Source organism: Streptomyces sp. NBC_01498 (assembly GCF_036327775.1).
Lineage (GTDB): Bacteria > Actinomycetota > Actinomycetes > Streptomycetales > Streptomycetaceae > Streptomyces.
Genome location: NZ_CP109598.1, coordinates 1,139,492 through 1,159,148, shown reverse-complemented (window position 1 = coordinate 1,159,148; position 19,657 = coordinate 1,139,492). Strand labels below are relative to the sequence as shown.

The following is a 19,657-nucleotide window of genomic DNA, read 5'->3' as shown; positions in this document are numbered from 1 at the left end:
CCCATACCCCCGTTTTCCTTACGGCCGGAGGCTGTTCGTCCGGTCGTGGGCTCCTCGCACGGTCGGAATCCGGCCGTCTCGTACCGCTCTCCGGTGACCCGGAAGGTGTCCGTCCGCCCCGCCCCGGGCCGGGTCGCATTTCCGGCAAGAGGGATCGAAGGCTCGTACAACTCACGTGCTACGCACAGGCGTCGGAGGTGCCGTGTCCGGGGGAAGGCGGTGTCCGGTTCCGGATTATGAAGAGTTGTTTGATAAATAGCGGCAGCCAGAAGGTCTTGATCTGAGCGCGACAATCAGCCAGGGTTTCGACTCAGCCCGCCGAACGTGTTCGTGCGGCGAGCATCCCCCCACACATGCTCACGAGGAGAACCCTCTTCATGACCACATACAAGCGCGCCACCCGGACGAGACTCACCGCAGCGATAACCGCCGTCGCGGCCGTGGCCGGTATCACCGCCTTCGCCGCCCCCACGGCGGGCGCGGCCACCCCCCTCGGCACGGTGTACGGCGCCGACGCCAAGGGCGCCGTCGCGGGCAGCTACATCGTGATGCTGGACCAGAAGGCCGGTGCCAAGGCCGACAAGAAGGACCTCGCCGCCGAGTACGGCGGGAAGCTCAACCGCAGCTACAGCGCCGCCATCAAGGGCTTCTCGGCCAGCGGCCTCACCGAGACCGAGGCCAAGCGCCTCGCCGCCGACCCGGCCGTCTCCAAGGTCGTCCAGAACAAGACCTTCTCGATCGACGCCACCCAGACCGCCCCGCCGTCCTGGGGCCTGGACCGGATCGACCAGACCGCGACCGCCGGTGACAACGCCTACACCTACCCGGACAGCGCGGGCGCGGGCGTCACCGCCTACGTCATCGACACCGGGGTCCGCGTCAGCCACGCCGACTTCGAGGGCCGCGCCAGCCACGGCTTCGACGCGATCGACAACGACAACGTCGCCGACGACGGCAACGGCCACGGCACGCACGTCGCCGGCACCGTCGCGGGCGCGGCGCACGGCGTCGCCAAGAAGGCGAACATCGTCGCCGTCCGCGTCCTGGACGACACGGGCAACGGCACCACCGAGCAGGTCGTCGCCGGTATCGACTGGGTGACCGCCAACCACTCCGGCCCCTCCGTCGCCAACATGAGCCTGGGCGGCGGCGCCGACCCGGCGCTGGACGAGGCCGTCCGCGCCGCCATCGCCTCCGGCGTCACCTTCGGTGTCGCGGCCGGCAACGAGACCACCGACGCGAGCACCAAGTCCCCGGCGCGCGTCGAGGAGGCCATCACGGTCGCCTCCTCGACCGTGGACGACGAGCAGTCGTACTTCTCCAACTACGGCTCCCTCGTGGACATCTACGCCCCGGGCTCCGAGATCACGTCGACCTGGAACGACAGCGACACCGGCACCAACACCATCTCCGGCACGTCCATGGCGACCCCCCATGTCGTCGGCGCCGCCGCGGTGTACCTGGCCGGACACCCCGACGCCGCACCGGCCGACGTCGCCGCCGCCCTGACCGCGGGCGCCACACCGGACGCCATCAGCAACGCCACCGCGGGCACCGCGAACAAGCTGCTGAAGGTCGTCGAGTAACCCGGTCCCGCCACGGACGGGCGGTCGTCGCTCCCTCCCCCACGGGGCGCGACGACCGCCCCCGCCCGCATGCCGGACCGCTCCCGCGGGCACCCGCCGCCCTATCGTGGGCCCATGACGACGACCAGGTACGGGGCCCTGCTGCGCGGCATCAACGTCGGCGGCAGCCGCAAGGTCCCCATGGCGGCGCTGCGCGACGTACTCACCGGCCTCGGCCACCGCGACGTTGCCACCTACCTCCAGAGCGGCAACGCCGTCTTCACCGACACCGGCGGCGCCGACGAGACCACGCTGGCGGCCTCCCTCGTCGACGCCATCCACGAGACGTTCGGCTTCCCCGTCGAGTGTCTGGTGCGCGACGCCGCCCATCTGCGAGCGGTGGTGGACGAGTGCCCGTTCCCGGCCGCCGACCTCCAGGGCAAGCAGCTCCACGTCACGTACTACTCCGCGACGGTGGCACCCGAACGCTTCGCCGGGATCGACCGGAAGGCGTTCCTGCCCGAGGAGTTCCGGCTCGGCGACCGGGTCTTGTACCTGTACGCCCCCGACGGCATCGGCCGCTCCAAGCTCGCCGAGACGCTGTCCCGGCCCCGTACCACCAAGGGGCTCGTCGCCACCACCCGCAACTGGAACACCGTCGTCAAGATGGCGGAGCTGACCCGTGGCTGAGACCCCCGCCGTCGTCGCGGCCATCGAGGCCGAACTGCGGCTGCTCGACCCCGTCGTCCGCTCGTCGGCCGAGCTGATCGGGGAACTCCTCCACCAGGACTTCACCGGCGTCAGCGTCACCGGCCGGACCTGGGACCGGGAGGCCATCGTCGCGACGCTCACCGCCGAGTACGTGTCCTCGGGCCGGCCCATCACCACCTCCGGGATGAAGGGCGTCGAACTCGCCCCGCGCGTGGTGCTGCTGACCTTCGAGACCGAGTACAAGGGGATCTGGGCGCACCGCAGTTCGGTGTGGACCCGCACCGGCGAACGCTGGCTCCTCCACTTCCACCAGGGCACGGTCTTCACCCCGGAGCGGGGGACCTGACCCGGTCCGCGCCGCACGCTGCCCGCCCGGAGCCGACCATTCGGGTGGATCATCGGCGCCACGCCCGATATGCCGCGTGCGCACCGTTATAAAGGGCCCCGTCACGTTGATCGACTGATGGGTGCTCCTCATGCTGAAGGCCGCTCTGCGGGTCCTCGCCACCGCCTCGCTCGCCACCACCGCGCTCGCCCCGGCCGCCGCGTCGGCGGCCCCCGCCAGCCCGCTCCCGATCCCGGCGCAGGCCCCCGTCGTCGCCCCCACCCCCGACACCGGCCCCTGCGGCCCGGTCGTCCCGTTCCGCTCCTGGGACTGGTGGCGTACGACGACCAACCCGATGATCGCGGACACCGTCCGCCGGACCGCCGGGACCGAGCGCTGGCAGTGGCGCGACGACACGAACACGCTCTGGCGGGGCGACACGCGCGAGAACGTGGCGGACCTGTTCGACCGGGGCTTCACCCCGCGCGGCGACGCGATGGTGCCGCTGGCCGAGTACATCGTCAAGGGCGGCGGCCAGGACAGCGCCCACGTCAGCACCAGCTGTGAGGAGTGGGTCGCGAAGAAGTTCGCCACCTACGGCGCCGCGAAGACCGGCTGGGTGTACGAGATCGAGGCCCCCGGCGGCATCGACGTCAACGCGACGGCCGCGCTGAACCGCTACGAGTCGCCCTTCCTGTGGAACAAGGAGATCGACTTCCCCGGCGGCATCGACGGCCGGTTCATCAAGCAGGCGTGCAAGTACCGCCTGGTCAAGACCGACCCGGCGACCAAGGTCAACACCTACGACACCCTGGGCTGCCGGACCAACGACAAGTTCCGCGCGCCCCTCGCCGACGCGGTTCGCTAGACCCCGCCCGCCGGCCCCCTGTTCGCGGGCCCCTGCCCGGTCATTCCCGAGCGCCGCCCCCGGCCGCCGTACGGACCCGAGTCCCGTGGCGGGCGGGGGTGGCGCTGTCGTGGACGGGCGGGGGTTACGGCTCCACCCCCAGCTCACCCAGCAGCCGCTTCCGCAGCGCGGCGTGGGCGGGACCGGCGTGGGCGCGGGGCGCGGGCAGGTCCACCGGGACATCGGCGGCGATCCGGCCCTCGTCGAGAACCACCACCCGGTCCGCCAGCGCGATCGCCTCGTCCACGTCGTGCGTCACCAGCAGCACCGCCGGGCGGTGGGTGGCGCACAGCCGGCGCAGCAGTCCGTGCATCCGGATCCGGGTCAGCGCGTCCAGCGCGCCGAACGGCTCGTCGGCGAGCAGCAGTCCCGGTTCACGCACCAGCGACCGGGCCAGCGACACGCGCTGCTGCTCACCGCCGGACAGCTCGACCGGCCACGCCTTCTCCCGCCCCGCCAGGCCGACTTCGGCGAGCGCGGACCGGCCGCGCCCCACCGGGTCCGGCCCGTCAAGACCGAGGACGACGTTGTCCAGCACCCGCTTCCACGGCAGCAGCCGGGCGTCCTGGAACACCACGGACACCGGCTCGGGGGAGCAGATGCCGCCGCTGCCCGTGACGTCGTGGTCGAGACCGGCGACCGCGCGCAGGAGCGTGCTCTTGCCGGAGCCGCTGCGGCCGAGCAGCGCGACGAACTCGCCCGCGCCGAGGTCGAGATCGAGCCCGTCGAGGACCCGGCGCTCCCCGAACGAACGGACCAGGTCCGTGATCCGTACGGCGCCGGTCACCGGGCCCGGCCGGTCGGCGGTCAGCCCGCCAGGGTGCGCCGCCATGACAGTGCCCTCCGTTCGACGAGACGGACCAGCGCGTCGGAGAGGAGTCCGAGGAGCCCGTACACGACCAGACCGACGACGATGACATCGGTCTGCCCGTACGTCCGGGCCAGCTCCATCATGTAGCCGATCCCGCTGGTCGCGTTGACCTGCTCGACCACCACCAGGGCCAGCCAGGCGCCGGTCACCGCGAACCGCATGCCCAGCAGGAAACCGGGCAGCGCGCCCGGCAGGACGACATGGCGCAGGAACGCCGTACGGCTCAGCCCGACCGTCTCGGCCAGTTCCACGTGGCGGGTGTCGATGGTGCGCAGCCCGTTGTGGGTGTGGATGTAGACGGGCACGAAGACGCCGAGGGCGATCGTGATCACCTTCATGGTCTCGCCGATGCCGAACCACAGGATCAGCAGCGGGATCAGGGCGAGCGACGGGATGGCGCGCTTGATCTGCACCGGGCCGTCGATCACGCCCTCGGCGATCCTGCTGAGGCCCGACACCAGTGCCAGGACCAGTCCCGCCAGGGTGCCGAACACCAGGCCCAGCGCGGCGCGTTGGGCCGAGGTGGCGAGGTTGGACGGGAGGCGGCCGTTCCCGGTCAGCTCGCCCGCCGTCGTCACCACGGTCCAGGGGGCGGAGAGATTGCGGGCGTCGATCAGACCGGTGGCGGAGCCCGCCGACCAGACGACGAGCAGCAGCAGCGGGCCGAGTGCCCAGCCGTACGGTACGGGGCGGCCCGGACCGAGCCGGCGGCGCGGCCGGAGCCGTCCGGGGGTGGCACGGCCGCCGCTGATCCCGGTGGCCCCGACCGTCGACGCGGCCTCGGCCAGGGGAACCTGTTCGGCGGTCCCGGCGCTCATGAGCCGCCCCCCGTTCCCGCTCCGGTACCCGTGGTGTCGGCGCCGGTGCCCGCGATCGCCGCCGCGCCGGCCTTCTCGTACCGCCGGTCGAAGAGGATCTCCGCGTCGAACGGCTCCCTGCCGGTCTCCTTCGCCAGCAGGTCCACGGTCTTCTGCTGGTCGGCGATGGTCCGCGTCCAGTCGCCGGGAACGGCCGGGTGGCCCGCGGTCCTGACCAGATACTCGCCGTCCTCGCGCGACAGCCCCTGGTCCTTCACGTAGTAGCCCTCGATCCACTCCTCCGGGTGCGTGTCGACCCAGACCTCCGCCTTGGCCCAGTACGCCACGAACTCCCTGATGGCGGCGGCCTTCCGAGGGTCACTCACCGAATCGGTCGGTACCCACAGATGGCTGGGGTCGTCGCGCAGCCCGTGCGGGATGGTCTTGCCGCCGTCCTTGCCGTACTTCGCGGGATACCGCTTGATGTTGACCCCGCCCAGCGGCGCCGCGTCGACCTGCCGGCCGCCGAGCGCGGTGGGGTAGACGTCCCCGGTGCTGGGCAGCTCGACCAGCTTCACGTCCTCCTTGGTGAGCCCTGCCTTGGCGAGGATGCGCAGCACGAGCGCGCCCTGGGCCTGGCCGGGGCTGTACGCGATCCTCTTGCCGCGCAGATCGGCGAGGGTGTCGATGTCCGCGCCCGGGGCGATTCCCAGCTCGTAGATCGGGTTCTTGACCGGGTCCGTACGGAACGCGGCGGCCACCAGCTTGGTGTCGAGACCGGTCCAGTGCGCGTGGATCGACGGGATCTCGGCCGCCGCGCACACATCCAGCGAGTCGGCCCGGAACGCCTCGGAGCACTGTGGACCGCCGCTGAGATTGGCCCATTTCACCGTGAAGGGGAGCTTGTCGATCTGTCCGGAGAGCCGGAGCGCCACCTGGGTCTCCGGGGCGCCGACGGTGATCACGGTGTCCCGGTCCACCTTCTCCGGTATCCCGACGGCGGAGAGGTCCTTCGAGGACGCGGTGGTGGTGGCCGTGGTGCCGGCGCAGCCGGTGAGCACGGCCGATCCGGTCAGTGCGAGGGCGAGCAGGGCAGCACGAAGTGCTCTGGGCATGTCTGTTCCCGGGTTCTCTGAAGTGCGGGGACCGTCACGGGGGAGGGTGAGGGGGATGGGGTCGTGAGGTCAGCTACAGAGCGCGGTCGCGACGCGCATGAGGTCGACGGCGCGTCGCCTGCTCAACCGCTGGGATCCGGACATGTCCGCGAAGCTAGCGGCGCCGGGAAGCCGTGGGCAAGGGTCCCGGTCCGAATGGGCGGTACGGCAACAAGGGCTTCGTACGGCCGCTATACGCCGGACACGGTCGCTGTACGCCGGACACAGAAGGGCGGCGTGACGTGGCGGGGGTGCCGGGCGCGTGCGGCGGGGGAGTGGCGGGGAGAAGCGGGCGTCGGCGGCGCGGGGGGACGGCGCGGGGGGACGGCGGCGCCTCGCTGGCCGACGTACGGCCCCGCCCGGCGGGGGACCCGCAGGGGGGAAACCGGCGTCGGCGACACCACGGCGACACCCCGGCGGCACCCCGGCGGCGCGGTCGGACGGCGCCGGGGGACGGCGGCGCCTCGCTGGCCGACGTACGGCCCCGCCCGGCGGGGGCCCGCGGGGCAGCGGGCACCGGATCCGGCCCCCGCCCCCGTGACCTGTCGCTTTTCTTCAATACCGGCGTCCGGCGCCGTTCCTACCGTGGGCCGTATGACGAACCACACGAGCAGTGACACGACCGGTCCGATCGCCACCGTCCACCCCGCGCTGCGGGAGTGCGCCGCCGAGGCGGCCCGCGTCGCGGGCGGGGTGCCCGGCGACCGGCTCCGGGACCCCACGCCCAGCGCGGACTGGGACGTCCGGGCCCTGGCCAACCACCTGGTGCTGTACACCTCGCACGGGCTCGAGCACCGGGCGCGGCGTACCGAGCTGCCCGAGGAGCTGACCGCGAGGGACTTCACGGCCGACGCCGACTGGGCCGACCGGTACCGGGCCGCCCTGGACCGGGCCGTCGGCGCCTGGAGCGATCCCGCAGTGTGGGACGGCGAGATCGGCGGGAGCCCGGCGGCCACGGTCGCGACCCTGATGGCGCTGGAGATGGCCCTGCACGGCTGGGAGCTGGCACGGGCCACGGGCCAGGAGTTCCGCCTGTCCGACGACACGGCGGTGTTCGTTCTCGGGGTCGTGGAGGAGTACGCCGGGATGTACCGGACGTACGAGGGTTTCGCCGAGCCGGTGGCGGTCCCCGCGAAGGCGGGTGTGTTCGACCGGGCGCTCGCCGCGAGCGGGCGGGATCCCCGCTGGACCTTCCGGGGCTGAGGCGTGCCCGGCCCCGGCCGTCGGCGGTGTTCGTTCTCGGGGTGGTGGAGGAGTACGCCGGGATGTACCGGACGTACGAGGGTTTCGCCGAGCCGGTGGCGGTCCCCGCGAAGGCGGGTGTGTTCGACCGGGCGCTCGCCGCGAGCGGGCGGGATCCCGGCTGGGCCTGCCGGGGCTGAGGCGTGCCCGGCCCCGGCCGTCGGCGGTGTTCGTTCTCGGGGTGGTGGAGGAGTACGCCGGGATGTACCGGACGTACGAGGGTTTCGCCGAGCCGGTGGCGGTTCCCGCGAAGGCGGGTGTGTTCGACCGGGCGCTCGCCGCGAGCGGGCGGGATCCCGGCTGGGCCTGCCGGGGCTGAGGCGTGCCCGGCCCCGGTCCGGGTCAGGCGCTCAGGCCGACAGCGCCGTCAGCTCCGCCCCTGCCGCCCGCGCCGCCTCGTACCGGCGCAGCAGCAACCGCGCCAACTCCGGTGCCGGGCCCAGGACATCGGCCAGGACGTCCGCGCCCGACTCGCGCGCGCCCCGGGCGATGCGGTCCGGCAGCCGGCCGGGCGCGAGCACGTACGGGGCGACCGCCACCCGGCGTACCCCGGCGGCCCGCAGGTCGCGCACCGCGTCCTCGGTGCGCGGAAGGGAGGCGGAGGCGAACGCGGGCCGCACGGCGCACCAACCGGTGCGGCGCCACTCCCGTGCGACACGGTCGATCACCGCGATCGCCTCCGGGTCCGTGGAGCCGGCCGAGGCCAGGACGACCCCGGTCGTGCTCTTGTCGCCGGGCGTGAGCCCGGCCTCGTACAGCCGCCGCTCCAGCGCGTCCGTGAGCAGGGGCGACGGGCCGAGGACCTCGGACTGCCGCACCGTGAGCCGGGGCAGCCGGGCCCGTGCCTCGCCCAGGGCGGCCGGGATGTCGGACTTGGCGTGGAAGGCGCGGGTCAGCAGCAGTGGCAGTGCCACCACCTCCCGTACGCCCTCCGCGTCCAGCCGTTCCAGCGCGCGCGGCACCGACGGGGCGTCGAAGTCCAGGAAGCACGCCTCCACCCGCAGCCCCGGGCGCAGCGCCCGTACCCGGCGCAGCAGCGCGTGCACGGTCGCGGCGTGCCGGGGGTCGCGGCTGCCGTGCGCGACGGCGAGCAGCACCGGACGGCCGGGCGGGCGGGGCGTACGGGACACGGGTGTCAGCTCCTGACGAGGAGGCCGCGGCTGCGCAGCACGCGGCGCTCCAGGGGTGAGAAGAACAGCAGGTCGATGCCGATGCCGACGATCAGGATGAGGATGATCGTGGCGAGCACCCCGGACATGTCGCTGTAGGTGCGGAAGTTGTCCATGAGCTGGCCGAGTCCCGTACCGAGGTCCGGCGAGTTGGCGATCAGCTCGGCGGCCATCAGCGAGCGCCAGGAGAACGCCCAGCCCTGCTTCAAGCCTGCCAGATAGCCGGGCAGAGCGGCGGGCAGCAGGACGTGCCGGATGCCGTTGAGGCCGGTGGCCCCGATGGTCCGCCCGGCCCGCAGATACAGCGGCGGGATCTGGTCGACACCGGACACCAGGCCGTTGGCGATGGACGGGACGGCGCCCAGTAGCACGACGGTGTAGATCGTGGCGTCCGTCAGGCCGAACCAGATGATCGCGGCCGGCACCCACGCCACCGACGGCAGCGACTGGAGTCCGGACAGGATCGGCCCGATCGCGGCCCGGACCACCCTGACCCGCGCGACCAGCAGGCCCAGCGGCGTACCGACGGCGACGGAGACGGCGAAGCCCAGCGCGCCCCGCGAGACGCTGGTCCAGATGTAGCCGAGCAGGGTGCCGTCCAGCCACATGTCCCGGATGGAGCCCCAGACGTCGAGCGGGCTCGGCAGGACGTAGTCCGGCTTGATGTCGGACGCGGCGGCGAGCTGCCACACCGTGAGCACGAGGACGACGGCGACGAGCGGCGGCACGAGTTTGGACAGCAGCACGCTGCCCAGCGACACCCGCTCGGTGGTCCGGGTCTCCAGCGCGTCGAGCCCGGCCTCCAGGCCCGCCAGGTCCACCGGGGAAGTGGCCTCGGAGACCTGCGGGGACTTTTCGGCGGTCCTTGTCGTGTCCGTCTCAGTTCTGGCCATGGCGGCGAATCTCCCCCCGCAGTTCGTCGGTGATCTCCACGGACAGATCGGCCACCGCCGCGTCCTCGATACGGCGCGGCTGCGGGATGTCGATGCCCCACTCGCGTGCGATCCGCCCCGGCCGGGACGACATCAGCACCACGCGCTCCGCCAGCCGTACGGCCTCACGGACGTTGTGCGTGACGAAGAGGACCGACACGTTCGTCTCGGCCCAGATCCGGGTCAGCTCCTCGTGCAGCACGTCCCGGGTGATGGCGTCCAGCGCCGCGAACGGCTCGTCCATCAGGAGCAGTTGGCTGTCCTGCGCCAGCGCGCGGGCCAGCGCGACGCGCTGCCGCATCCCGCCGGACAGTTCGTGCACCCGCTTGCCGTACGCGCCGTTCAGCCGGACGAGTGCGAGCAGCCGCTCGGCCTCGCCGCGCCGTTCGGCCTTGGGCATGCCCCGCATCTTCAGGGCGAGTTCGATGTTGCGGCCCGCGGTCAGCCACGGGAACAGCGCGTGTTCCTGGAACATCAGGGCCGGCCGGCCGCCGGGGACGTCGATCGTCCCCTCCGACGGCAGGTCGAGCCCCGCGACCAGGTTGAGCAGGGTGGACTTTCCGCAGCCGGACGCCCCCAGCAGGGTCACGAACTCGCCGGGCGCCACGTCGAGGCTGACGTTGTCCAGCACGAGCTGTCCGCCGCCGGGGCGGCCGAACGACTTGGACACATGGGCGAGACGGGCGGCGTACGGGTGCGTGTCGACCGGTGAGACCGGCTTGACGAGTGCGGTGGCCATGATCACACCTCCTGGAGGCGGTCCGGTTGCGGATGGTTCACGGGTGACTGCCCGGCTACTTCACGCCGAGACCGGCGTCGTCGATCGCGGGCTTGCCCTCCGCCGTCAGCACCTTGTTGAGGAGCGTCAGGTCGTAGATCCCGTCCAGCAGCGGGTCTTCGAGCAGGCCCGCCTTCACCGCGTGCTCGGACGACTCCCGCAGCGTGGCGGCGAGCGGGTCGTCGATGACGTCGACGTTCGCCCAGGCCGCGTCGATCACCTCCGGCTCCAGCGGCGCCCCCGCGTCCTTCGTGAGCTGGTCGTTGGCGGCGGCCTTCGCCTCGTCGGAGTTCGCGTTGATCCAGGCGTTGGTCTTGACCGAGCCGCGCAGCACCGCCTCGACGACGTCCGGGTGCTCCTTGAGGAACTTCTGGGAGACGATCACGTTCGTGATGACGAACTTGCCGTCCTTCCAGAGCTTCTTCTCGTCCAGCAGCACCGAACCACCGGCCGCGACCAGCCTCGACGCGGTCGGCTCGGGCACCCACGCGCCGTCCAGCGAACCGGACTTGAAGGACGCCGGTATCTGCTTGTTGTCCTGGCGGATGACGGTGACGTCGCCCTTGCCGGTGTTGGTGTCGACCTTCAGACCCTGCTCCGACAGGTAGTTGAGCAGCGCCACGTCCTGGGTGTTGCCGAGCTGGGGGGTGGCGATGCGCTTGCCCTTGAGGTCGTCCAGGGACTTGATCTTCTTCGGGTCGACCACGAGCGAGACGCCGCCGGAGGCCGAACCGGAGATGATGCGCAGATTCTGGCCCTTGGACTTCGTGAAGCCGTTGATCGAGGGGGAGGGACCGATCCAGCCGATGTCGATGGCGCCCGCGTTGAGCGCCTCGATCTCGGACGGGCCCGCGTTGAAGATCTGCGGACGGATCTTGGTGCCGCCCAACTCCTTCTGGATCAGGCCCTTCTGGAGGCCGACCAGGGCAGTGGCGTGGGTGATGTTGGCGAAGTAGCCGATCTTCACCTCGCTGAGACCGCCGAGCTTGTCGCCCTCGGCGGCGGGGGCGACCTTGTCGTCCTTCGGCTCGCTGTCGGAGCCGTAACCGCAGGCGCCGAGCGTCACCGCCAGCAGAGGGAGGGCCGCGAGGGCGGCGAAGGTACGTCGGTGGCGCGGGATTCTGCGGATGGCAGGCACGGGAGGGTGTCCTCTCCTCGGCCCGTGCTCACGCCCCTCGGAGACGAGGCGGCGCGGACGGGAGGGCGGCAGGTCTTCGGTGCAACAGGTGGTGGTGCGGGCGGGACACGGTGGTCCCGCCGGGGGTCCGGGCGCGCGTGCGGTGCGCGTACGTCAGCCCGCACATCGCGCCACCCCGCCGGTCCCCGCACCGAGGGCGCCGCTGCCGACCCGGCCGCCCTCCTTCGCGAACGTCGCGTACGCGTTGAAGACCGTGGGCTGCGGGTCGTAGGTCTCGCCCGGACCCCGGCGCGCGGCACGCAGGCCCCGCGCGGCGAAGACGCCCGGCGTCGTGGGGCTCCCGGCGGCCATCAGAAGTCCCAGCCCTCGTCGTCGGTGCCCGCCGCCGGGGCGGGCGGCGGTGCGGCGGCGAACGAGTCGCCCGCCATCCCGGCGGCCAGGGTGGTGCCGTCGGCCGGGTCGACGAGCAGGAAGGAGCCGGTGCGGCGGGAGTCGGCGTACGCGTCGAGCGCCAGGGGCTCCGCCGTACGGATCACCACCCGGCCGATGTCGTTGGCGACCAGCCGGCCCGGGGCGGGGTGCTGGGACAGGTCGTCCAGGGTGAGCCGGGACGGGATGTCCTTGACGATCGCCTTGACCGTGCGGGTGGTGTGCTTGAGCAGGACGCGCTGGCCGACGGTGAGCGGCCGGTCGGCGACGTGGCAGACCGTCGCCGCGACGTCCCGCGTCACGGCCGGGAGACCGGCGCTGGGCGCGATCAGGTCCCCGCGCGAGATGTCGATGTCGTCGGCGAGCCGGACCGTCACCGACTGCGGCGCCCACGCGATGTCGACGCCCGTGCCGAGCGCGTCGATGCCCTCGATCGTGCTCGTACGCCCCGACGGCAGCACGGTCACGGCCTCGCCGACGCGCAGGACCCCGGAGGCGATCTGCCCGGCGTAGCCCCGGTAGTCGGGGTGTTCGGCGCTCTGGGGGCGGATCACGTACTGGACGGGGAACCGGGCCGGGCAGCCCGACAGGTCGTGGCTGACGGCGACGGTCTCCAGGTGCTCCAGCACCGTCGGCCCGCCGTACCAGTCCATGTGCGCCGACGGCTCCACCACGTTGTCACCGGCGAGCGCGGAGATCGGGATCGCGGTCACCTCGGGGACACCGAGGGAGGCGGCGTACGCGGTGAACTCCTCGGCGATGGCGGCGAACACCGGCTCCGTGTAGGCCACGAGGTCCATCTTGTTGACGGCCAGCACCACGTGCGGGACACGGAGCAGCGCGGCGACGGCGGCGTGCCTGCGGGTCTGCTCGACCACGCCGTTGCGGGCGTCGACCAGGACGACGGCCAGCTCGGCGGTGGAGGCGCCGGTGACCATGTTGCGGGTGTACTGCACATGGCCGGGGGTGTCGGCCAGGATGAAACGGCGGCGCGGCGTGGCGAAGTAGCGGTACGCGACATCGATGGTGATGCCCTGCTCGCGCTCGGCACGCAGCCCGTCCGTCAGCAGTGCGAGGTCGGGCGTGTCCTGGCCCCGGCCGAGCGAGGCGCGCTCGACGGCCTCCAACTGGTCGGTCAGGACGGATTTCGAGTCGTGCAGCAGCCGCCCGACGAGGGTGGACTTGCCGTCGTCCACGGAACCGGCGGTCGCGAAACGCAGCAGAGTGGTGGCCGACAGCTGTTCGGGGGCCGTGTGCCCGGTCGTCGTCATGGTTAGAAGTACCCCTCGCGCTTGCGGTCCTCCATGGCGGCCTCGGACATCTTGTCGTCCGCGCGGGAAGCGCCGCGTTCGGTGAGGCGGGAGGCGGTGATCTCGGCGATGACGGCGTCCAGCGTGGTGGCGTCGGAGTCGACGGCACCGGTGCAGGACATGTCCCCCACGGTCCGGTAGCGCACCAGACGGGTCTCGGTGGGCTCGCCGTCCTTGGGACCGCCCCACTCGCCCGCCGTCAGCCACATGCCGTGCCGGCTGAAGACCTCACGCTCGTGCGCGAAATAGATCTCCGGGAGCTCGATCCGTTCCCGGGCGATGTACTGCCAGATGTCCAGCTCGGTCCAGTTGGAGAGCGGGAAGACCCGCACATGCTCGCCCGGCGCGTGACGCCCGTTGTAGAGCTGCCACAGCTCGGGCCGCTGACGGCGCGGGTCCCACTGCGAGAACTCGTCGCGCAGCGAGAAGATCCGCTCCTTCGCCCGCGCCTTCTCCTCGTCCCGCCGGCCCCCGCCGAACACCGCGTCGAAACGTTCCGCCTGGATCTTCTCCGTCAGCGGCAGCGTCTGGAGCGGATTACGCGTCCCGTCCGGACGCTCACGCAACGTCCCCGCGTCGATGTACTCCTGCACCGACGCCACATGCAGCCGCAGCCCGTGCGCCGCCACCGTACGGTCCCGGTACGCCAGCACCTCCGGGAAGTTGTGACCGGTGTCCACATGCAGCAGCGTGAACGGCACCGCCGCCGGAGCGAACGCCTTCAGCGCCAGACGCAGCATCACGATGGAATCCTTGCCACCGGAGAACAGAATCACCGGCCGCTCGAACTCACCCGCCACCTCACGCACAATATGCACCGACTCCGACTCCAACGCGTCCAGATGGCTCAGCGCGTACGGCGCCTCCGGCGTGCCCCCGGTCCCGGTGCCCTCGGTGCCGCCCGTGAGCGACGGAACGGTGGTCGTCATCAGGCCACACCCCTCTCGGTGAGCAGCGCGTGGAGCGCCGCCGCGGACTCCTGAACGGACTGCGTGTGCGACTCGATCCGCAGGTCGGGCTCCTCGGGCGCCTCGTAGGGGTCGTCCACACCCGTGAGACCGCTGATCTCACCGGCCGCCTGCCTCGCGTACAGGCCCTTCACGTCCCGCACCGAACACACCTCGACCGGGGTCGCGACATGCACCTCCAGATACGTGGTGCCCGCCGCCCGGTGGTGCTTGCGCACCGCCTCACGGCTGTCCGCGTACGGCGCGATCACCGGCACCAGCGTCGTGACACCGTGGGACGCCAGGAGTTCGGCGACGAACCCGATCCGCCGCACGTTGGTGTGCCGGTCCTCGCGGCTGAACCCGAGGCCCGCGGAGAGGAATTCGCGGATCTCGTCGCCGTCCAGGACCTCCACGCGGTGGCCCTCGGAACGCAGCCGGTCCGCCAGCGCGAGGGCCAGGGTGGTCTTGCCCGCACTGGGCAGACCGGTCAGCCACACCGTCGCGCCGTGCTCCGCCGCGCTCATCCGTGCAGCCCGCATTCGGTCTTGGAGGTGCCCGCCCAGCGGCCGGCGCGGGCGTCCTCGCCCTCGACGACCCGGCGGGTGCAGGGAGCGCAGCCCACGGAGGCGTAACCGTCCGTCAGGAGCGGGTTGGTGAGGACGCCGTGCTCGGCGGCGTACGCCTCCACGTCCTGCTGCGTCCAGCGGGCGATCGGGGAGACCTTGACCTTGCCGCGCCGGGGGTCCCAGCCGACGACCGGGGTGGCCGCGCGGGTCGGCGACTCGTCGCGGCGCAGTCCCGTCGCCCACGCGTCGTACGCGGTCAGGCCCTCGTCCAGCGGCTTGAGCTTGCGCAGGGCGCAGCACAGGTCGGGGTCGCGGTCGTGCAGCCTCGGGCCGTGCTCGGCGTCCTGTTCGGCGACGGTCGCGCGCGGGGTGAGGGTGATGAGGTTGACGTCCATCACGGCTGCGACGGCGTCACGGGTGCCGAGCGTCTCGGGGAAGTGGTAGCCGGTGTCGAGGAAGACGACGTCCACGCCGGGCCGGACACGGGACGCCAGATGGGCGACGACCGCGTCCTCCATGGAGGAGGTGACGCAGAAACGCGCGCCGAAGGTGGTGGCGGCCCAGGTCAGGATCTCCGGGGCGGTGGCGTCCTCGAGGTCACGGCCCGCGCGTTCGGCGAGTGCCTTCAGTTCGGCGTGCCGGACGTCGGTGGCGTCCGCCCGCGTCGGTGTGCTCATGCCCCTCCTCCGTCGTCCTTCGCCAGTCCGCGGGTCAGCAGCCCGAGGAACTTCAGCTGGAAGGCCCGGTTGCACGCGGCGCACTCCCAGGCGCCGTGGCCCTGCTCGCTCGGGCGCAGGTCCTCGTCGCCGCAGTAGGGGCAGTAGAACGGGGCGGCGCGCTCGCTCACGACAGCGCCTCCTCGGAGGCGCGGGCCGCCCAGGCGGCGAACCGCTCGTCGCTCTCGCGCTCCTTCTGGAAGCGGGTGAGCACGCGCTCGACGTAGTCGGGGAGTTCGGCGGCGGTGACCTTCAGACCGCGCACCTTGCGGCCGAACGCGGGCTCCAGGCCGAGCGCGCCGCCGAGGTGCACCTGGTAGCCCTCGACCTGGTTGCCGTCGCCGTCCAGCACCAACTGCCCCTTGAGACCGATGTCCGCGACCTGGATACGGGCGCAGGCGTTGGGGCAGCCGTTGACGTTGATGGTGATCGGCTGGTCGAAGTCGGGGATACGGCGCTCCAGTTCGTCGATCAGGGAGGCGCCGCGCGCCTTCGTCTCGACGATCGCGAGCTTGCAGAACTCGATGCCGGTGCAGGCCATCGTGCCGCGCCGGAACGGCGACGGCGTGACCCGCAGCTCCAGCGACTCCAGGCCCGCGATCAGCGAGTCGACCCGGTCCTCGGCCACGTCCAGCACGATCATCTTCTGCTCGACGGTGGTCCGCACCCGGCCGGAGCCGTGCTCCTCGGCGAGGTCGGCGATCTTCTTCAGCGTCGGGCCGTCCACCCGGCCGACGCGCGGCGCGAAGCCGACGTAGAAGCGGCCGTCCTTCTGCCGGTGCACACCGACGTGGTCGCGCCACTCCTCGACCGGCCGCTCGGGCCCGGGGCCGTCGATCAGTGTCCGCTTCAGATACTCGTCCTGGAGGATCCGGCGGAACTTCTCCGCGCCCCAGTCGGCGAGGAGGAACTTCAGCCGGGCGCGGGTGCGCAGCCGCCGGTAGCCGTAGTCGCGGAAGATCCCGATGACACCGGCCCACACGTCGGCGACCTCGTCCAGCGGGACCCAGGCGCCCAGCCGCTGCCCGATCTTGGGGTTGGTGGACAGCCCGCCGCCGACCCACAGGTCGAAGCCGGGGCCGTGTTCGGGGTGGACGACCCCGACGAACGCGATGTCGTTGATCTCGTGCGCGACGTCGAGCAGCGGCGATCCCGAGATGGCCGTCTTGAACTTGCGCGGGAGGTTCGAGAACTCCTTGGTGCCGACGAACCGGTCGTTGATCTCGTCGATGGCCGGGGTGCCGTCGATGATCTCGTCCGCGGCCACCCCGGCGACCGGGGAGCCGAGGATCACCCGCGGGGTGTCGCCGCACGCCTCGGTGGTCGACAGACCGACGGCCTCCAGGCGCCGCCAGATCTCCGGGACGTCCTCGATCCGGATCCAGTGCAGCTGGATGTTCTGCCGGTCGGTGATGTCGGCCGTGTCCCGGCCGAACTCGTGCGAGATCTGACCGATGACACGCAGCTGCTCGGTGGTCAGCCGGCCGCCGTCGATCCGCACCCGCAGCATGAAGTAACGGTCGTCCAGCTCCTCCGGCTCCAGGATCGCGGTCTTGCCGCCGTCGATACCGGGCTTGCGCTGGGTGTAGAGACCCCACCAGCGCATGCGTCCGCGCAGGTCGGCCGGGTCGATGGAGTCGAACCCGGCCTTCGAGTAGATCGTCTCAATACGTGTCCGTACATTGAGACCGTCGTCGTCCTTCTTGGCCTGCTCGTTCGCGTTGAGTGGAGTGAAGTGACCCACGGCCCACTGGCCCTCGCCGCGGTGACGGCTCACCTTGCGGCGGGGCGTGGCGGCGGGCTTCTCGGGGGTGGCGGCCATGGCGGAACACGTCCTTCGGACTGCGGAGGGCGGCTCTGACCTGCACACATGGGCTGACGGCGCAGCGGTGCGCAGGGGGATGCGAGCGGAGGGAGCGGGGGAGGGCGGCGGAGGCTGTGCCGGTCAGCTCGCCCGACAGATGGCGCTGGACACGCGGCCGAGATCGACGTGCCGCCGACTCACCAAGGCAATTCCAGCTGTGGACATGGAAGGAAGCGTGGCACGCGCATCTCGGAGCAGTCCACCACTATCCATGATGTGGACGAGAGTGTCCCGCTAGGCGAGACGCGTGGTCGGGTGCGCACCGGTCCAGGGCCCTGGTGCCGCCACCTCCGGCTCCTCCGTCACCTTCGTGTCGAAGAGTGCGAAGCCCCGCCGCAGATAGTTGTCCATCGCGTGTTCCCCGTCCTTCGAGCAGGTGTGCAGCCAGACCCGCTTCGTCGGGGGGCGGCCGGGGTGCCGTTCCGCCGTGTCCCAGGCGCGGGCCGTGGCGTACGACAGCAGGTGTCCGCCGATACGGCGGCCCCGGAAGGCGGGGAGGAGCCCGAAGTACACGATCTCGACCGTGCCGTCGTCCCCGGCCGCCAGCTCCGCGTACCCGGCCGGGGTGCCGCGCTCGTACGCCACCCAGGTCTCGACGCCCGGCCGGGAGACGGCCTCGTGCCAGTCCGCGTACGACAGGGACAGCCGGTCGGTCCACCGCACGTCGCCGCCGACGGCGGTGTAGAGGAAGCGGCTGAACTCCGCCGAGGGGATCTCGGACCGCGCGATCCGCACGTCGCCGACGGGCTCGGCGGCCGGCCGCAGATCGGCCGGGGAGGTCTGCTCCAGGGACCAGGTGGTCACAGTGATGCTCATGGCCGTCAGGGAACCACGCGGCCCCGGCACGGGCCAAAAGGCGCGGCCCGTCAGTGAAGGCCCGCCTTGCGAGGGCCGTCCCGCGCGGTCCCGCCGGGCGGGAGCTACGCCTCGCAGCCGCCCCGGACCCGGTCGGCCGCCACCGCCGGGGCCGTCGAGTGCGGCAGCAGGTCCGCCGGGTGTGCCGGACGTACCACCTCCACCTCGATCTCCTCGCTGAAGCGGTACGGCCGGTGGGCCAGCACCCCCGCCAGATGACGGCGCACCCGCGACATCTCGGCCCGCACCGTCACCGTGCGCGTCGGGTCCCCGAACACGTCCGCCGCCAGCTCCGCCGCGCTCCGCCCCTCCCGGCGTGCCGCCAGGACGTACAGCAGCTCCGCGTGGCGCGGCGTCAGCTCCCGCGCCCAGCTGCCCGCCGCCCCCGAGACCGTCACCGACCACCGCCGGGGCCGGCTCAGGTCCAGCACCACCCGGCGCGGCGCGTCCGGCGGCGGCTCCTCCTCCACCGTCAGCAGCCAGCCGCCCGGCAGCGGCTCGACCGCGCACATGCCGAGCGACGGCAGCCACAGCCGCCCCGGCCGCAGCGACTTGGGCAGCGGCAGCCGGTCGACCGGCGCCATCCCCGTCACGGCGGCCGTCCAGCCGTGCGTGTCGACGGCCACCGCGCGCCCGCCGACCCGGCACAGGATCGGCGCCGCCACCGCCCGCAGCCGCTCCACGGCCCGCAGATGCCGCTCCCGCAGTCCGCTCTCGGCCAGCCGGGCGACGGAGGTGACCAGGGCCAGCGTCGTCGGATGGAAACCCGACGCCGGGCCGCTCACGTCGACGACCCCGAGCAGCCGCCCGTCGCGCGGGTCGTGCACCGGGGCCGCCGCGCACGTCCACGGTGTCAGGGGGCGTACGAAGTGCTCCGCCGAGTGGACCTGCACCGGGACCCTGGCGGCCAGCGCCGTACCGATCGCGTTGGTCCCCGTCATCCGCTCCGACCAGACCGCGCCCTCCGCCAGACTGATGCCGTCGGCCCGCCGCAGCACCCGGGTGTTGCCCTCGCGCCACAGCACCCGGCCCTGCGCGTCGCAGACCACCAGGATCTGGAGGGACGCGTCGGCGATCCCGGTCAGCCCGTCGCTGATCCCCCGCATCACCTCGCCGAGCGCCGACGTACGGCGGTGGTGTTCCAGTTCCTCGGGCGCCAGCACCGCCCGGCCGGACTGCCGGTCGGGGCTGACACCGAGCCGCCGGACCCGCTGCCACGACGCCCCGATCACCGGCCGGGGCGCCACCGGCGGCCGGTCGCCCGCCAGCGACGCCTCCCGGACCCGCTGGAGCAGCCGCATGGCCTGCCGGGCGTCCATCGCCATGAGACGGGACAGATCGAGCGGTGTGTCCTTCATCGGGCCCCCCGCCGCGCACG

24 protein-coding genes are annotated in these 19,657 nt (G+C 72.4%); 7 read left to right on the top strand and 17 right to left on the bottom strand.

What is annotated here, in order from left to right:
• Positions 1 to 377: 377 nt before the first annotated feature.
• From OG875_RS04510 to OG875_RS04495, 4 genes are all read left to right on the top strand, one after another.
• The gene (locus OG875_RS04510; protein WP_330172911.1) at positions 378 to 1,586 is read left to right on the top strand and encodes a S8 family peptidase; all 1,209 of its coding nucleotides are present in this window, start codon (positions 378 to 380) and stop codon (positions 1,584 to 1,586) included.
• Between the two features lie 114 nt (positions 1,587 to 1,700).
• On the top strand, positions 1,701 to 2,255 hold the full coding sequence (locus tag OG875_RS04505; RefSeq protein WP_330172910.1) for a DUF1697 domain-containing protein: 555 nt from the start codon (positions 1,701 to 1,703) through the stop codon (positions 2,253 to 2,255).
• Positions 2,248 to 2,622 (top strand): nuclear transport factor 2 family protein, encoded by a 375-nt coding sequence (locus OG875_RS04500; RefSeq protein WP_330172909.1) that lies wholly within the window; start codon positions 2,248 to 2,250, stop codon positions 2,620 to 2,622. Before OG875_RS04505 ends, OG875_RS04500 begins: the two co-directional genes overlap by 8 nt.
• A 130-nt stretch (positions 2,623 to 2,752) precedes the next feature.
• A complete protein-coding gene (locus OG875_RS04495) occupies positions 2,753 to 3,469 on the top strand; it encodes a scabin-related ADP-ribosyltransferase (protein ID WP_330172908.1) in 717 nt (238 codons plus the stop codon).
• Positions 3,470 to 3,593: 124 nt separating this feature from the next.
• Here OG875_RS04495 and OG875_RS04490 read toward each other — a convergent pair whose 3' ends face one another.
• Genes OG875_RS04490 through OG875_RS04480 form a run of 3 tightly spaced genes read right to left on the bottom strand, consistent with a single transcriptional unit; the run spans position 3,594 to position 6,291 of the window.
• Complete coding sequence (locus tag OG875_RS04490; protein ID WP_330172907.1) at positions 3,594 to 4,340, bottom strand: ABC transporter ATP-binding protein; 747 nt, start codon at positions 4,338 to 4,340, stop codon at positions 3,594 to 3,596.
• A complete protein-coding gene (locus OG875_RS04485) occupies positions 4,316 to 5,197 on the bottom strand; it encodes an ABC transporter permease (RefSeq protein WP_330172906.1) in 882 nt (293 codons plus the stop codon). Before OG875_RS04485 ends, OG875_RS04490 begins: the two co-directional genes overlap by 25 nt.
• A complete protein-coding gene (locus OG875_RS04480) occupies positions 5,194 to 6,291 on the bottom strand; it encodes an ABC transporter substrate-binding protein (protein WP_330172905.1) in 1,098 nt (365 codons plus the stop codon). Before OG875_RS04480 ends, OG875_RS04485 begins: the two co-directional genes overlap by 4 nt.
• Positions 6,292 to 6,924: 633 nt before the next feature.
• Between OG875_RS04480 and OG875_RS04475 the strand changes: the two genes are divergently transcribed.
• From OG875_RS04475 to OG875_RS04465, 3 genes are read left to right on the top strand one after another with little or no spacing between them, the layout of a single operon-like run.
• Entirely contained in the window at positions 6,925 to 7,533 is a 609-nt protein-coding gene (locus OG875_RS04475) for a TIGR03086 family metal-binding protein (protein WP_330172904.1), read from the top strand.
• A gap of 41 nt (positions 7,534 to 7,574) precedes the next feature.
• On the top strand, positions 7,575 to 7,712 hold the full coding sequence (locus OG875_RS04470; protein ID WP_443079061.1) for a hypothetical protein: 138 nt from the start codon (positions 7,575 to 7,577) through the stop codon (positions 7,710 to 7,712).
• Between the two features lie 41 nt (positions 7,713 to 7,753).
• Positions 7,754 to 7,891 carry a hypothetical protein gene (locus OG875_RS04465; RefSeq protein WP_443079061.1) on the top strand — a complete coding sequence of 46 codons (138 nt, stop codon included), beginning with the start codon at positions 7,754 to 7,756 and terminating at the stop codon, positions 7,889 to 7,891.
• 31 nt (positions 7,892 to 7,922) lie between these two features.
• Here OG875_RS04465 and OG875_RS04460 read toward each other — a convergent pair whose 3' ends face one another.
• The 14 genes from OG875_RS04460 to OG875_RS04400 form a co-directional block, all read right to left on the bottom strand.
• Complete coding sequence (locus OG875_RS04460; protein WP_330172903.1) at positions 7,923 to 8,702, bottom strand: sirohydrochlorin chelatase; 780 nt, start codon at positions 8,700 to 8,702, stop codon at positions 7,923 to 7,925.
• 5 nt (positions 8,703 to 8,707) lie between these two features.
• On the bottom strand, positions 8,708 to 9,634 hold the full coding sequence (locus tag OG875_RS04455; protein WP_330172902.1) for an ABC transporter permease: 927 nt from the start codon (positions 9,632 to 9,634) through the stop codon (positions 8,708 to 8,710).
• A complete protein-coding gene (locus tag OG875_RS04450; protein WP_330172901.1) occupies positions 9,621 to 10,412 on the bottom strand; it encodes an ABC transporter ATP-binding protein in 792 nt (263 codons plus the stop codon). The genes OG875_RS04455 and OG875_RS04450 overlap by 14 nt, the downstream gene beginning before the upstream one ends.
• Positions 10,413 to 10,467: 55 nt before the next feature.
• Complete coding sequence (locus OG875_RS04445) at positions 10,468 to 11,589, bottom strand: ABC transporter substrate-binding protein (RefSeq protein ID WP_330172900.1); 1,122 nt, start codon at positions 11,587 to 11,589, stop codon at positions 10,468 to 10,470.
• 153 nt (positions 11,590 to 11,742) lie between these two features.
• Positions 11,743 to 11,940, bottom strand: a complete 198-nt coding sequence (locus OG875_RS04440; RefSeq protein ID WP_330172899.1) for a hypothetical protein — start codon at positions 11,938 to 11,940, stop codon at positions 11,743 to 11,745.
• On the bottom strand, positions 11,940 to 13,289 hold the full coding sequence (locus OG875_RS04435) for a sulfate adenylyltransferase subunit 1 (RefSeq protein WP_330172898.1): 1,350 nt from the start codon (positions 13,287 to 13,289) through the stop codon (positions 11,940 to 11,942). The genes OG875_RS04440 and OG875_RS04435 overlap by 1 nt, the downstream gene beginning before the upstream one ends.
• 2 nt (positions 13,290 to 13,291) lie before the next feature.
• Complete coding sequence (gene cysD / locus OG875_RS04430; protein ID WP_330172897.1) at positions 13,292 to 14,257, bottom strand: sulfate adenylyltransferase subunit CysD; 966 nt, start codon at positions 14,255 to 14,257, stop codon at positions 13,292 to 13,294.
• Complete coding sequence (gene cysC, locus OG875_RS04425) at positions 14,257 to 14,802, bottom strand: adenylyl-sulfate kinase (protein WP_330172896.1); 546 nt, start codon at positions 14,800 to 14,802, stop codon at positions 14,257 to 14,259. The genes cysD and cysC overlap by 1 nt, the downstream gene beginning before the upstream one ends.
• A complete protein-coding gene (locus OG875_RS04420) occupies positions 14,799 to 15,521 on the bottom strand; it encodes a phosphoadenylyl-sulfate reductase (RefSeq protein WP_330172895.1) in 723 nt (240 codons plus the stop codon). Before OG875_RS04420 ends, cysC begins: the two co-directional genes overlap by 4 nt.
• Positions 15,518 to 15,691: a hypothetical protein gene (locus tag OG875_RS04415; protein WP_330172894.1), complete on the bottom strand. Its 174-nt coding sequence runs from the start codon at positions 15,689 to 15,691 to the stop codon at positions 15,518 to 15,520. Before OG875_RS04415 ends, OG875_RS04420 begins: the two co-directional genes overlap by 4 nt.
• Entirely contained in the window at positions 15,688 to 17,382 is a 1,695-nt protein-coding gene (locus tag OG875_RS04410; RefSeq protein ID WP_330172893.1) for a nitrite/sulfite reductase, read from the bottom strand. Before OG875_RS04410 ends, OG875_RS04415 begins: the two co-directional genes overlap by 4 nt.
• Before the next feature lie 123 nt (positions 17,383 to 17,505).
• Positions 17,506 to 17,589, bottom strand: coding sequence for a putative leader peptide (locus OG875_RS30950; RefSeq protein WP_443079244.1), 84 nt, complete (start codon positions 17,587 to 17,589; stop codon positions 17,506 to 17,508).
• 69 nt (positions 17,590 to 17,658) lie between these two features.
• On the bottom strand, positions 17,659 to 18,240 hold the full coding sequence (locus OG875_RS04405) for a GNAT family N-acetyltransferase (RefSeq protein WP_330172892.1): 582 nt from the start codon (positions 18,238 to 18,240) through the stop codon (positions 17,659 to 17,661).
• 104 nt (positions 18,241 to 18,344) lie between these two features.
• Positions 18,345 to 19,637: a GAF domain-containing protein gene (locus OG875_RS04400; protein WP_330172891.1), complete on the bottom strand. Its 1,293-nt coding sequence runs from the start codon at positions 19,635 to 19,637 to the stop codon at positions 18,345 to 18,347.
• Between the last annotated feature and the right edge of the window lie 20 nt (positions 19,638 to 19,657).